Origin of the sequence: Mucilaginibacter sp. (assembly GCF_028288205.1) — a bacterium.
GTDB lineage: Bacteria > Bacteroidota > Bacteroidia > Sphingobacteriales > Sphingobacteriaceae > Mucilaginibacter.
This window is the reverse complement of the sequence record NZ_JAQBOD010000057.1, coordinates 21,868-34,517: the sequence shown is the minus strand read 5'-3', so window position 1 is coordinate 34,517 and position 12,650 is coordinate 21,868. Positions and strand designations below refer to the sequence as shown.

Annotated in this window: 15 protein-coding genes and 2 tRNA genes; 14 read left to right on the top strand and 3 right to left on the bottom strand. The window is 39.0% G+C overall.

Going from position 1 to position 12,650, the window contains the following annotated elements; all coding sequences use genetic code 11:
* The first annotated feature begins 2 nt into the window (after nt 1-2).
* The 8 genes from JWR23_RS14055 to JWR23_RS14020 all read left to right on the top strand — a co-directional run bounded on the left by JWR23_RS14055 (nt 3) and on the right by JWR23_RS14020 (nt 8,320).
* The gene (locus tag JWR23_RS14055; protein WP_299516800.1) at nt 3-1,211 is read left to right on the top strand and encodes a hypothetical protein; all 1,209 of its coding nucleotides are present in this window, start codon (nt 3-5) and stop codon (nt 1,209-1,211) included.
* 127 nt (nt 1,212-1,338) lie between these two features.
* A complete protein-coding gene (locus JWR23_RS14050; RefSeq protein WP_299516799.1) occupies nt 1,339-1,923 on the top strand; it encodes a hypothetical protein in 585 nt (194 codons plus the stop codon).
* A gap of 81 nt (nt 1,924-2,004) precedes the next feature.
* The gene (locus tag JWR23_RS14045; protein ID WP_299516798.1) at nt 2,005-2,208 is read left to right on the top strand and encodes a hypothetical protein; all 204 of its coding nucleotides are present in this window, start codon (nt 2,005-2,007) and stop codon (nt 2,206-2,208) included.
* Nucleotides 2,205-3,500: a hypothetical protein gene (locus JWR23_RS14040; RefSeq protein ID WP_299516797.1), complete on the top strand. Its 1,296-nt coding sequence runs from the start codon at nt 2,205-2,207 to the stop codon at nt 3,498-3,500. Before JWR23_RS14045 ends, JWR23_RS14040 begins: the two co-directional genes overlap by 4 nt.
* A gap of 9 nt (nt 3,501-3,509) precedes the next feature.
* Nucleotides 3,510-4,127, top strand: a complete 618-nt coding sequence (locus JWR23_RS14035; protein ID WP_299516796.1) for a hypothetical protein — start codon at nt 3,510-3,512, stop codon at nt 4,125-4,127.
* Nucleotides 4,128-4,133: 6 nt separating this feature from the next.
* A complete protein-coding gene (locus JWR23_RS14030; RefSeq protein ID WP_299516795.1) occupies nt 4,134-6,068 on the top strand; it encodes a hypothetical protein in 1,935 nt (644 codons plus the stop codon).
* 1 nt (nt 6,069) lies between these two features.
* Entirely contained in the window at nt 6,070-6,501 is a 432-nt protein-coding gene (locus JWR23_RS14025) for a hypothetical protein (RefSeq protein ID WP_299516794.1), read from the top strand.
* A gap of 1 nt (nt 6,502) precedes the next feature.
* Entirely contained in the window at nt 6,503-8,320 is a 1,818-nt protein-coding gene (locus JWR23_RS14020) for a hypothetical protein (RefSeq protein WP_299516793.1), read from the top strand.
* Here JWR23_RS14020 and JWR23_RS14015 read toward each other — a convergent pair.
* Nucleotides 8,310-9,251 carry an acyltransferase gene (locus tag JWR23_RS14015; protein ID WP_299516792.1) on the bottom strand — a complete coding sequence of 314 codons (942 nt, stop codon included), beginning with the start codon at nt 9,249-9,251 and terminating at the stop codon, nt 8,310-8,312. The two genes, JWR23_RS14020 and JWR23_RS14015, sit on opposite strands and share 11 nt — an antisense overlap.
* Nucleotides 9,252-9,396: 145 nt before the next feature.
* On the opposite strand from JWR23_RS14015, the gene JWR23_RS14010 reads away from it, so the two are divergent.
* The 4 genes from JWR23_RS14010 to JWR23_RS13995 are packed head-to-tail and all read left to right on the top strand — an operon-like array spanning nt 9,397 to nt 10,818.
* Nucleotides 9,397-9,639, top strand: a complete 243-nt coding sequence (locus JWR23_RS14010) for a hypothetical protein (RefSeq protein ID WP_299516791.1) — start codon at nt 9,397-9,399, stop codon at nt 9,637-9,639.
* On the top strand, nt 9,623-10,105 hold the full coding sequence (locus JWR23_RS14005) for a lysozyme (protein ID WP_299516790.1): 483 nt from the start codon (nt 9,623-9,625) through the stop codon (nt 10,103-10,105). Before JWR23_RS14010 ends, JWR23_RS14005 begins: the two co-directional genes overlap by 17 nt.
* A complete protein-coding gene (locus JWR23_RS14000; RefSeq protein ID WP_299516789.1) occupies nt 10,102-10,362 on the top strand; it encodes a hypothetical protein in 261 nt (86 codons plus the stop codon). Before JWR23_RS14005 ends, JWR23_RS14000 begins: the two co-directional genes overlap by 4 nt.
* Nucleotides 10,363-10,365: 3 nt before the next feature.
* The gene (locus JWR23_RS13995) at nt 10,366-10,818 is read left to right on the top strand and encodes a hypothetical protein (RefSeq protein ID WP_299516788.1); all 453 of its coding nucleotides are present in this window, start codon (nt 10,366-10,368) and stop codon (nt 10,816-10,818) included.
* Nucleotides 10,819-10,823: 5 nt separating this feature from the next.
* Here JWR23_RS13995 and JWR23_RS13990 read toward each other — a convergent pair.
* Both JWR23_RS13990 and JWR23_RS13985 read right to left on the bottom strand, forming a co-directional pair.
* A tRNA-Leu gene (locus tag JWR23_RS13990) sits at nt 10,824-10,907 on the bottom strand.
* A gap of 83 nt (nt 10,908-10,990) precedes the next feature.
* A tRNA-Leu gene (locus JWR23_RS13985) sits at nt 10,991-11,074 on the bottom strand.
* Between the two features lie 112 nt (nt 11,075-11,186).
* Here JWR23_RS13985 and JWR23_RS13980 point away from each other — a divergent pair.
* Both JWR23_RS13980 and JWR23_RS13975 read left to right on the top strand, forming a co-directional pair.
* Nucleotides 11,187-11,624: a DUF2147 domain-containing protein gene (locus JWR23_RS13980; RefSeq protein WP_299516787.1), complete on the top strand. Its 438-nt coding sequence runs from the start codon at nt 11,187-11,189 to the stop codon at nt 11,622-11,624.
* Nucleotides 11,606-12,628 (top strand): YCF48-related protein, encoded by a 1,023-nt coding sequence (locus JWR23_RS13975; protein ID WP_299516786.1) that lies wholly within the window; start codon nt 11,606-11,608, stop codon nt 12,626-12,628. The genes JWR23_RS13980 and JWR23_RS13975 overlap by 19 nt, the downstream gene beginning before the upstream one ends.
* Nucleotides 12,629-12,650: the final 22 nt, after the last annotated feature.

Genomic DNA, 12,650 nt, shown 5'->3' with positions numbered 1-12,650 from the left:
TTATGGCTCAATTTACATTTACAAACAACACTTATGCCGGCGAAGCGCTGGCAGGATTTATGGCCAGCACGCTTTTGGAAGCCGATTCGGTAAAGCGTGGATTATTGACCGTTATTAATGACGTAAAGTCGCGCAAGGTTATCCTTGATGTGGACGACGACGTTATATTACAAGACCCATCCGGCCTGTTCAATGACCAAGGCACAACCGCCTCACAAACCGAAAGTTACTTAGACCCGGTAATTTACGAGTTCATGAAGCAGGAACAATGGGATAAGCTGGCCCAGTCGTGGGAAGCACAAAGCCTTAAACCAGGCGCATTTATGGATTATGAAGGCATTGTGGACCTATCAGATTTTATGGTGCAACGCTATCTGACAAAAATACAAATAGCTAACGAACGCTTGTATTGGTTAGGTAAAGCATCAACTAAAGAAGCAACATTTACAGCAGCCTTCCCGGGTTTATTGCCAACTATTTCAGCAGCATCCGGAGTTTACAAAGTAGGCTTGGGTAAAGCTGCAACCTCTATGGCAGCAACAGCTATTAGTGCATTAGGAGTTGTAACTGTATCAAGCACCGCGACTTTATCTGATGGCGATGTAGTTACAATTACCGGCGTAACCGGTACCAGTAAGGATACCACCAATGGCCCCCCCGGAATTGATGTACAAGGGCAGTCTTACTTTATTCAAGTATTAAGCGCGACAACATTTAAACTGGTACGTAACTATAATGAGGTTAATACGCGTAAACCGGCAACTTTTTCAAGCACATCAACTGCGGCAACTGTAAGTTATATTAACGCCAGCAACGTGCTTGATGTATTAACAGGAGTTTACGCACAACTTGACCCTGCAGACAGAAGTCAGGAAGATTTTAACCTGCAAATCCCTTTTCATGTAGGCTATGCATATGCGCAGGCACAAGCTAACAAAGCAGTTAATGTACTTAACGCGTTTACAGACACCAAAAAAATGGACTACCTGGGTGTACCGCTACAACTAATGAATCACTGGCAGGCAAATACCATATTAGGCGCCCGTTCATCGAATTTATTTTTAGGAGTCGATTTGTTAGGTGATGCTTCAGAGCTTTCAACTGTTTACATGAAACCTTATACCAACGATAACATTGTACGCATGAAGGCCCGTATGAAAGCTGCTGTGAACTTCAAGTTTGCTAACGAATTATTTTACCTTTCAGCCTAAAATTAATGAGTGAATTAGTGATTGAGCGAATTAGTGAATAACTCCATTTCGCCAGCTCCACTAATCGCTCATCTACTAACCATTCACTCACTCACTAATTCAATAATTCACTAATTATTAATCACACATGTCAATTTACAATAAAATAAATGCAGGCTTTAGCCTGGGTACCAGCCAGCCTGTTACATCGGGTATAGAAGATGTTATCTATCTGTTTAATGCAGATGATATCACACTTACCTATGATACCACGAACCCGCTTATCATTACCGGCCTTACAGCAGTTAGCACAGGTAAGCTGCATAAGTTTGAAGGCACTAACAATAGCTTTAACACCGTATCAAAACTTGCTAAGACCCAGGTGGGCCCGCGCTATACCGAAGAGATTGATTTCAATATTGCCGGCTTATCAACTGATGTTAAAACGCAATTAATGGCTATGGGATATGGCCGTGTACGCGCCATCGCTATAAACAATTATAAAGCAGGTGATTCATCAATCGAATTATTCGGCGCGATTAATGGTTTAATATTAACCGATGCAGAGCGTAATGCCGCTGATGAAACTGTTGAAGGCGGTTACAAACTAAAACTAACCAATCCTGATAAATTAAAGGAGCCATACCCTCCAAGAGCAATATCTATTGCACCAACCTCAGGTAGCGCTACTTATGCAAGCACACTTGCGGCTATTGAAGCATTGGTTGCATAATCATGCGTCATTTGGTCATTAGTCGCTTAGGCTAATGACCAATATTAATCAACAGAATTGACCACTAATACTAATGACCAAATGACTAAAAAATACATTTTAAAACCAGGCAAGCATCAATTTGCACCCGGATCTGCAGCCATTCATGACAATGATAATTTAACTGATAAGGAAGCCGAATGGTATTTAAAAAAATACCCACATATAAAATCACTGTTCATGCCATTACCTTCTGAATCAACCGCATCAAAGCAAAAATTAAATACAAGTGAGGGGGGCATATGAAAACCTATTTACCACAAATTGAACGCAGAATATTAGTAAGGCCCAATCAAACATTTGGTATACTTAATTTTGATTTGGATAACGCCTATCCGCAACGGATGCTTGAGTTAGTTGCAGCATCGCCAACAGCAAAAGATTGCTGGAATAAACGGGCAAAATTTATTGCCGGCAATGGTTTCGAAGAACAAGATCTGGGCAAGCAAATTATCAATTCAAAAGGACTTACATTGGCAAAGCTTTTAAAAGCTATAGCTACCGATAAGGCCTTATTCACAGGTTTTGGCATCCATGTAAATTATAATGCCAATTATAAAATAGCCTCGGTAAACTATGTAAAGTTCGAGGATATACGCATGGGTGATACGGATTGCCCGGATACAGCAGATAAGTTTGCTCTTTACAGCGACTGGGGACGTAAGACCTGGAAAAACATCATGCGCAGCAAAATCACTTTCATTGATAAGTATAATCCTGATCCTGAAGTGATAAAGCAACAGGCAGCTACTGCAGGTGGATGGGAAAACTACAAAGGACAGCTCTATTACTTCAATCCTCAAGTTGATGATTATCCCCTTATTGAAGCTGATAGCGTTTGGGAGGATTTTGAAACGGAAGCCGGTATTAAAATTTTTAATAACCGGGAAGTTACTACTGGATTTTTACCATCAACAATGCTTTTTATGCAATCAAGGCGTGAAGAAGCAGACAATAGTAAGCCAGAAAGTGACGAAAAATACACTAATCAGCCGTCGCAATTAGAGAAAGATCTTGGCGCGTTCCAGGGTGCTAAAAGCGCTCAAAAAATTATTGTGATAGAGTATGAAGATGAAAATCAGAAACCTGAGTTTCAGCCCTACTCTATTCAGAATAACGACAAGTTGTTTGAAACCACCGAACGATCTGTGGAAGCACGTATCATCAAAGGTTTTTCAGTACCAAAGGAACTGATCAATGTTGAAAAATCATCAGGCTTAAGTAATGGCAGTGAAAAGAAAGAAGCGATACGCGAATTTAATGATAATACAGCACCCGATAGATTGGAAATAGCTGAAGCTTTTGCTGAGATTTTCAGTCATTTTTACCAGGACATCAACCCGTCAGTCAACTGGAACATTATACCGGTACCAGCTACAATTGCCGACGACAATGCCGGGATAGCAGCAGGATCAAGCATTAACCAGTTGTTATTATCAAACCTGCCTGCAGCAAACAAAATAGCCATACTTGTTTATGCCTACGGATTTAAACAGCAAGAGGCGGAAGAAATGGCTTCGGCTGAAACATTAAACTAACTCTTTATTATGAATCCAATTTTAATTGACCAAAATACATTTCAGCGATACGAGGATATCTCGGTAAATGTGAAGCCCGAACGCCTTAAAGTATTTGTTAATAAAGCGCAGGACCTTGATCTCAAACCTTTTTTAGGCTATGCCCTTTATTACGATTTTATTAAACACTTTAATGAAGACGGCACTATAAAAGATGATGCGCCACAGCTTTATAAAGACCTGTTAAATGGCAGTGAATACCTTGACCGCGAGGGGCATATTGTTTTGTATGAAGGCTTGCTCCCTACCCTGTTATATTTTTCTTTTGCCCGGTTTATTGAGGCTGATGCTATTCATTATACGGCAACCGGGCCAATAATTAAGCATCATGATAATGGTGATGCTGTTGCCCCGCAATACCTCACAAAGCTGGTGCAACAGCAGCGAAGTGTAGCAAACGCGCATGCTAACGAAGTTGAGAAATTTTTATGGGATCACCGGGCCGACTTCCCGTTATGGCGCTTTAGTTATAAAAACAGGAGCGCTCGGCAAGCCGGACCGCGTATACGCAGCATTGATAAAACCAATTTTAACTATCCCGTTGGCAGTTATGTACAAACCAATTATTTACCAATTACTGAAATATAACAAGCAATGTCTGACAAAAAAATAAGCGAATTACCTTTAGCATCAGCCATTAACCCAACCGATATTTCTATATTGGTAAGTAATGGGAGTGATTACCAATTTGCATTTACTACCTTATTACAGCTTATTGGTTCAAGTTTAACTGTTGGGGCAAATATTTCATTTGGCATTACGCTGCCTCAAAATACTACAGGTAAAAATGGCGATATATTTATAAATACAAACGCGGGATCATTCGCACAAAAAACATCCGGAACATGGGCGGTGGTTTACACCCTGCCATCAACGGGTAATTTAACTGATGGCACCGTTTTATATGGGATAGGTGTACCAAGTTCAGGAACTGGTAATAATAATGACACCTATATTAATACTGGCACAGGTATTTTTTACAAAAAAACAGCAGGTTCGTGGAGCCAGGTGTTTTCTATGCAAACAGGTCCGCAAGGACCACAAGGTATGGCCGGTACAAATGGCAATAATGGAACTAACGGTTTCAGCATATTGCATGGCAACTCCAATCCATCCAATATAAGTACAGGGGTAAATGGCGATTTTTATATTAATACCACAAACTTTACTTTCTTCGGCCCCAAAATAGCCGGTGACTGGGGAGCAGGAACATCATTAGTAGGTATTGGCTTGGAAACAGGTGGCACAACAGGTCAGGTGCTTGCAAAAAACAGCAATAATGATTATGATACCGCCTGGGTTGATCCGCTTGTTATTAATGACGCTTCCACCTCAACCACTAAGGTGTATAGCAGTAATAAAACGGCTGATTTAATTACCGGAGAAGCTTCTATAAGGTCATCAGCAGATATAACGCTGCAAACCAACATCAATGCAGAGGCTACAAATCGCGGAAGCGCGGATACAATCTTACAAAATAATATTAATGCAGAGGCTATCAGTCGCGGAAGCGCAGATACTACATTACAAAATAATATTAATGCAGAGGCAACAACCCGGGCAGCAGCTGATGTTACCTTACAAACCAATATTAATGGTAAGCAAGATACTTTGGGTTTTACGCCTGAAAATATTGCCAGCAAAAACATAGCAAATGGCTATGCCGGATTAGACGGTACTACAAAAATACCATCGTCTTTACTGCCGTCGTATGTTGATGATGTTTTAGAGGTTGCCAATTTTGCTGCTTTGCCAAACACAGGAGAAACCGGTAAAATTTACATAACGCTGGACACTAACAAAGAATATAGATGGAGTGGCTCTACCTATATCCAGTTAGTAGCGTCGCCGGGCAGTACAGATGCCGTACCCGAGGGAAGTATTAATTTATATTTTACAGTTGCAAGGGTATTAGCTACAGTACTTTCGGGCATAAGCTTTTTAACAGGCACCCCGGTTGTATCAACCGATACAGTTTTGGCAGCAATGGGAAAGCTACAGGCTCAACTAAATGGTTTGTCATCCATCTTTCAAGCTAAAGAAGACCAGGGCTTAAGCACATCAAATTCACCGCAATTTGTTGATTTAACCACTACCGGTATGTTTATAGGCGGACGTAAAAATTTAGGAGCATCAGGTATCCCAAGCAGTTTTTATGGTAATACTTATGGGCAAATGGCTATAGGATGGAATAGAACAGCCGGGCAAGGAGAAACAGACTTTCTTAACAATGGCGGAACGGTTGCGGGCTCAGTGGGTGGATTTCAATTTATTAAAGTCGATAATTATGGAGCAGAGACTATTATGTTTCGTTTATCAGGCGGTGATAATGGAGCCGTCTTTGCAGGCAGGATTTCACCGGGAATAATAGATGCTTCCAGTTCTCCGGCTACGGTATACCTAACCTACGACCCTGCTACAAAAGCATTAATATCCAGAACCGTTGCCGAGGTGGCAAGCGATATAGGTGGCAGTGGTAGCGGTTCTGCAAGTAAAATATCTTATAATTTTTATCAATCAGTTTTATAACATGGACAGTTCATCAAATCAACTATCATTCGCCACACTTACCGGCACCTATCCGGCAACCAAATTAGCTTCCGGCCTATCCACAAATACAGATACTTTAATTGCTACCGGCGCAAGCCACGCAAGTATTGTAATGGATGTGCTTTTTAGAAGCAAAGAAACAGTAACTAGGAATTTTGATATCATAATATGCGCCACCGGATCAAACTCTACCGTCGAAAATAACAGGGCACAAATTATGATACCGGCTAACTCAGGCAATAATGGCAGTGTGGCACTTTGCTCATTAGCTGCTTTAGCACCATCATTATTTGATCTGGATTTAGCCGGCAATAAGGTATTAACGCTTGAAAGCGGAATATCTATCTATGTACGAAACCTGGCTGCATTAACAGCTGATATTTATGTAACAGTTAAATTGAGGAGCTTCTAAAATGATTACAGCTGTTAACACTTCGCCTTTTCATTTATCTATGGCCCGACGTTTTAATGTGTGGTATAGTGTAAAGGATGGTAATTGGGATGACTCGACGGTTTGGAGAAGTAACGGCTCTAAAAGGCATTCATTACCACAACCGGGGGATGATGTTTATATAGGGCATGTTGTGGCTTGGAATTATAATTCACCAGGTAATATTTATAATAATACCATTAGGAATTTATATATCTTCAATAAACTTATCTGTAACCCGTCTTTAAACCAAACTAATTTAATTGTAAATAATGTATTTTGCAGTGGTACTTTAGATTTATCTGGAAGTAATGGGGGTGGAGGCTTTAGGCTAAATATCAATGGGGATAAGAGTTTTTTCAATAATTTCGTTCAAGGTAACAGCACAAGTTCCATAACCGTGGTCTATGACTCTCCCAATAGTTTTGCTATACCCGACATACCTTACTATAATTTGAATGTAAGAGGTGCTGGTACTAAATGGATAACTAATAACTTAACTATACCCGGGGCATTAACCCTGGGAAGTGCATCAGTTACTTTTGAATTGGGTAATTATGATCTAAATGTATTTAATTACGCTAATGATGGGGTTAGTAATTGTACATTAAGTAAAACTGGCTCCGGCACAGTATCATTTACCGGACCTAACCATTCAATGAGTGGCAATATTTCATTTACTGGAAATCCAACTATAAACCTATCGGGTAGCTTTAACGGCCTTTCCAGAGCAACGGGTGTGTTTAATTTTGGTACAGGGACTTTAAATGTTTTGCAAAATTCAACATGGACGTTTTCTTCGGGTGGCAATGTTCCGTTTAGCCTCAGTACTGGACTTAATGTTTTAATAGCGGCAGGTAAAACATTGACTTATTCAGGTATTGCCCCTTGGCAAAATAATGGAACGGTTAATGGTATAGATGGGGCAAGTACATTAAATATATCTACCGGGTATTGTTATGGTAACTTAAATACAGTTATGGCAACGGGTGTATTTAATTATAACTTTAGCGGCACTTCAACAATTTTGTACAGAGTAAGTACAACACTACCTAATACGTCTTATTATGGGTTAGTTATTGATAGTGGAATTACTATTGACCTATTGGGTAGCACGAGTGTAAATAATCTTACAGTAAATAACAGTACCTTAAGGCTGGGTAATTATGATTTTTCAGTTACAGCCGCAACAACCCTATTGGGGTCTATAACAAAAACCGGTAGTGGAAATGTTAGCTTTAGCTCTTTGATATTAAATAACGCAACGTCCATTATAGATTTTACTGGGGGTAATCCAATAGTTAATATATCCGGGAACATATCGGGTGATCCCCGTTCGGGTATAAATTTTGGAAATAACATAATAAATATACTTCAATCAATCAACATAGCCCTGGATAGTGGGGCTAGTCAGCCTTGGAATTGTGGCACAAATATACTTATAGCAGCAGGTAAAACTCTAACCAACACAGGCAGTGGCTCAACAACTGGGGGTATTGACTTTACAGGTACCCTTAATGGTGCAAGCAGCACAAGTAAATTAGATAATAGGAGTATTTGTAATTACCGGAACGCACAACAGCCAATGCAAACAGGCGTGTTAGATTGTAACGCAGGTTTAAATACATTTAGATACAACCTTTCAGGAAACCAAGATGTAACGCCGGGTATTTATAGAAACCTTACCCTTGTTGGATCAGGGGCTAAAAAGATTTTGGGTAATGTTTCGGTTATAAATACCTACACTTTAACAGCCCCAACAACACTTGATTCAAATGGCTTTGCTTTAACTAACCCTTGATATTAATGCGCTTAGATAACTTTTGAGATGGTTTTTCAATTAAAATATAAAAAAGATAAGCAACGCATATGGCTATAACAATTTCACAGAACACCCATAAATATCGGTTTGTAGTGATATTAATATGAAGCTTTTTGAGTATGCCTAAAATAGTAAAAAGGACTAATGGATGGATTAAATAAAGTGAATATGATATATCTCCTAAAAAGGATAGCTGTTTAATTACCAGTTTAAAATACAAAACTATTAAACTGCTAATGACGAGTAAAATAGAAATGGTTAACCCGAATTTGTATAGCACTAGGCCGATTAGTAAAATTGGTAATACAATGTAGACAGGACGCCTGACTTGATAAAAATCAATAAGTGAAATTCCTAAAGCGAATATAGGAGCATAGGTAAAAACAAGGAAGTATGAATTTGAAAATGGAATAAAACAAGTCGAGCTAAAAGCTAAAAGAAAGATGATTTTATATAAAGGACTATTTGAAATAAAATATAGAATACCAATGATGAGATAGAATTGAAACTCTACACAAAGCGTCCAAAACACACTGTTGTAGAACTGATATTTTGTAAAAGGGACAATGTAAAACACATGAGCTATGAGTTGATTAGGTATGAAAACAAATGGTTTGCCCCTGAATGATGGAATATACGAAAGAGTTATGAAAAAAAGGCAGGTTAATAAAATAGCGCCAAAATATGCAGGGTCAATTCTTATCGACCTTTTCAGTAAGAATTTTAAAAATTGTCGGGGCTTGTAATCGGATTTAGCTAAGGAATAAACAATAATAAAACCACTTATAAAAAAGAAAACGAATACACCTAATTGACCTGCGTTAAACAATCCATAATGACAGAAAACAACACCCAATGCAGCTAATCCTCTTAAATATTGAATACTTACAATCTTATTGTCTTTTAACATAATCAAATAAACAAAAAATATAAATAATTCTACGCAACCTGTCGGCTTACATCTTTGACCCGATTAAGCAGATCATATTATGATATTCTGTCAGCCAGAGTGATCAGATTAAAATCCTTTTACAAATAGCTACAAAATAATTAAAATGCAAACCAATTACACGCTATGGCAGCGTATTATCACTGCTACGCCCCCATTTTTTAAAAGACTGCAGGCTCTTGGTATGGGCTTAGCCGGTTTAGGCACTTCATTAACTCAAGTTGCAGGCGTACCTGTAAAAGTTACTACTGCCTTAATTTCAATAGGCACAACTATTACTATTATATCACAATTTGCTGTAAAGCAAACCGAACCAATAAACCCATCCACCTATGATGACATTAAGTAAAGAAGGCGAAAAATTAATCAAGAGCTTTGAGGGCTTAAGATTGAACGCTTACCGCGATAGTGCCGGTGTATGGACCATCGGCTATGGTTCTACACGCTACCACGATGGGTATACTGTAAAACCTGGTGATAAGTTAGCTAGCGAAGCACAGGCCGACGCGCTTTTTGAAAATACCCTTGGCCAATATGAAGCTGCTGTAAACAAATTTGTAGAGGTTTTACTATCACAACAACAGTTTGATGCCCTGGTATCATTTACCTATAACGAAGGAACAGGTGCTCTGGGGAAATCGACATTGTTGTACAAACTAAACTTGAGCGATTATGAAGGAGCAGCAAGTCAATTTTTGGTATGGAACAAAATAACCAATCCGATAACGGGCGAAAAAGTAGTACTCGATGCATTAGTAAAACGTCGCAAAAAAGAACGTGAATTATTTTTAACCGACTTTAAAACCATAACATGACAGCTATCGAACACAAAGAGCTTAAAGGCATTACTATTAAAAACCTGGTGGTGACAGTAGTAAGTACCGCAAGTATTGTTGTATCTGTAATGACTTCATACTATCAATTAAGAAGTGATATACATGATGTAAAGAGCATTCAGGATACTCAATCGCGAGTTAACGAGATCCGACTGAAAATTCTTGAGAATAATGTGGCTGTGCTACAACAACAAGTGAACCAAATTAAAAACCAAAATCAAATTAAACATCTCTAATATATGAGCCTACAAACCTTTCTATCCAAAATTTGGAATGAGATTAAAAACTTATTTGCAGGCATTCCTGCTGAATTAAAAATAGCTATTCACTTAGGAGTAGCTGTTACAGAAAACATTAAGAATTTCGTTGATTCACCGGCTGCGGATATATTGACCTCACTTATACCCGGCGATATTGATAATGAACTAAAAAGTTTGCTCCGATCAAAATTGCCGGTAATTTTAACTGAACTCAAACTGGCTGATAGCTGCGGTGAATTAACTGACCCTATTGAAATAACCAACTGTGCTGTTAAAGTATTGCAGGGATTAGACGCTGATATAAAAAGTGCATTCCTACATAACCTTGCAATTTTCATTGCCGAAACAGCTTCGGATGGTAAGTTAACCTGGGGTGATGGGGTTTATTTATTGGAATGGTATTATCAGCATGAATATAAATCTGCTGCCTAAAAAAGTGCCCGGAACGAGATTCGAACTCGTACATCCTTGCGAATGCCACCCCCTCAAGATGGTGCGTCTACCAATTTCGCCACCCGGGCATTAGAGAGATTAGATGTTAATTGAGATATGACACAAAATATTATTTGTATTTCATATCTCAATTCTAACATCTAAAAGGATGTGCCCGAAGAGAGACTCGAACTCTCAAGAGACAATTCTCAACGGCTTCTGAGACCGCAACGTTTACCAATTTCGCCATCCGGGCAGGGGGCAAATATAAGTCTTTCGCTCATATTGCTTAAAATAAATATAAAATATATACTCTTGATAAGAACCCTTATAAAAAGATTAACTTCGGATAACCAATTATAAAAATCATGTACAAAAAAGCCAGATTGATTTTACTGTTTTTATCAATTTTTAATTTTGCCGCATCTGCCCAAAAGGCTGATGCCATATTAGGCACTTGGGTTAACCCGAGCGGGGAGGACCATATACTTATTTATAAAATAGGCAATAAATATTTCGGTAAGCTTGATTGGATAAAATATCCTAATGATGAAAATGGTAAACCCAAAACTGATAAAAAAAATCCGGATGATGCATTAAAATCACGTCCGGAGCTTGGCTTGGAACTGCTAAAGGATTTTATTTTTGATGGGGATAAGGTATATATTGACGGCACTATATATGATCCTAAAAGCGGAAAGACGTATAGCTGCAAAATGACCATAGATAGTAATAAGTTGAAAATACGTGGTTATATTGGCATCTCATTATTAGGCAGATCAGAAATATGGACTCGTGTAAAATAAAGAACAAACCACTATTGTTTATTGGGCATACAATTTTACTATTGTTTATTACCTCGGGCGTAATAGCCCAGCATGTTGACGTATTGCAGCAGGATAAACCAACCAGCATACGCGGTTTATCAGTTGTTGACGATAATGTAGCTTGGATAACTGGCAGCAAAGGCTATGTAGCTAAAACATCCGATGGCGGTAAAAACTGGAATTGGCAGCAGGTAAAAGGTTTCGAAAAAGCTGAGTTCAGAGACATTGAAGCTTTTTCTGATAAAGAAGCAGTGATAATGAGCTCTGGCACACCGGCATTAATATTAAAAACCATTGATGGGGGAGCAAACTGGAAAATCAATTATCGCAATACCGATACAGCTTACTTTTTAGATGCGATGGATTTTGATAGTCGGCAACATGGCTTTGTTATGGGCGATCCAATTAAAGGAAAATTTCTGCTAATGGAAACCAAAGACGGCGGCAATAACTGGAATACCTTTAATGGCCCTGATGCTTTACCTTCACAGGCTGCGTTTGCAGCAAGTGGCACTTGTTTAAGAACTGATGGCCTATTTGCTATAATAACCGGTGGCAGTGTTGCAGAGGTGATTACATTTAAAACAAAAGGCGGCTGGAAGCATTCACGCGTTCCTATTATCCATGGTCAAAGTGCTCAGGGGGCATTTTCCATTTCAACAGGACCCCGCCAATATGTTGTGGTTGGTGGCGACTATCAGAAAGATAAGCGACAAGATTCCACAGCATGCTACTCAACCGACAAAGGATTAACCTGGCATTTAGCGAACACCTTTCCGGCAGGTTTTCAATCAGCTGTAGAGTATCTTAAGGAAGATACTTTCATATCCACAGGAACATCCGGAACTAATATGACCACCAATGGCGGTAAAACATGGACCAAAATAGACGCAACCAGCTATAACGCATGCCGCAAGGCAAAACATGGAAAATTGGTTTTATTAGCCGGAAATGGCGGAAAAATCGGCATTTTAAAATTGTAGGATATTGGCAATGAAGCAATTA

Excerpts from the sequence above, each read along its gene's own strand:
- JWR23_RS14055 (WP_299516800.1), top strand. The coding sequence starts at position 3 with ATGGCTCAATTTACATTTACAAACAACACTTATGCCGGCGAAGCGCTG.
- JWR23_RS14050 (WP_299516799.1), top strand. The coding sequence starts at position 1,339 with ATGTCAATTTACAATAAAATAAATGCAGGCTTTAGCCTGGGTACCAGC.
- JWR23_RS14045 (WP_299516798.1), top strand. The coding sequence starts at position 2,005 with ATGACTAAAAAATACATTTTAAAACCAGGCAAGCATCAATTTGCACCC.
- JWR23_RS14040 (WP_299516797.1), top strand. The coding sequence starts at position 2,205 with ATGAAAACCTATTTACCACAAATTGAACGCAGAATATTAGTAAGGCCC.
- JWR23_RS14035 (WP_299516796.1), top strand. The coding sequence starts at position 3,510 with ATGAATCCAATTTTAATTGACCAAAATACATTTCAGCGATACGAGGAT.
- JWR23_RS14030 (WP_299516795.1), top strand. The coding sequence starts at position 4,134 with ATGTCTGACAAAAAAATAAGCGAATTACCTTTAGCATCAGCCATTAAC.
- JWR23_RS14025 (WP_299516794.1), top strand. The coding sequence starts at position 6,070 with ATGGACAGTTCATCAAATCAACTATCATTCGCCACACTTACCGGCACC.
- JWR23_RS14020 (WP_299516793.1), top strand. The coding sequence starts at position 6,503 with ATGATTACAGCTGTTAACACTTCGCCTTTTCATTTATCTATGGCCCGA.
- JWR23_RS14015 (WP_299516792.1), bottom strand. The coding sequence starts at position 9,251 with ATGTTAAAAGACAATAAGATTGTAAGTATTCAATATTTAAGAGGATTA.
- JWR23_RS14010 (WP_299516791.1), top strand. The coding sequence starts at position 9,397 with ATGCAAACCAATTACACGCTATGGCAGCGTATTATCACTGCTACGCCC.
- JWR23_RS14005 (WP_299516790.1), top strand. The coding sequence starts at position 9,623 with ATGATGACATTAAGTAAAGAAGGCGAAAAATTAATCAAGAGCTTTGAG.
- JWR23_RS14000 (WP_299516789.1), top strand. The coding sequence starts at position 10,102 with ATGACAGCTATCGAACACAAAGAGCTTAAAGGCATTACTATTAAAAAC.
- JWR23_RS13995 (WP_299516788.1), top strand. The coding sequence starts at position 10,366 with ATGAGCCTACAAACCTTTCTATCCAAAATTTGGAATGAGATTAAAAAC.
- JWR23_RS13980 (WP_299516787.1), top strand. The coding sequence starts at position 11,187 with ATGTACAAAAAAGCCAGATTGATTTTACTGTTTTTATCAATTTTTAAT.
- JWR23_RS13975 (WP_299516786.1), top strand. The coding sequence starts at position 11,606 with ATGGACTCGTGTAAAATAAAGAACAAACCACTATTGTTTATTGGGCAT.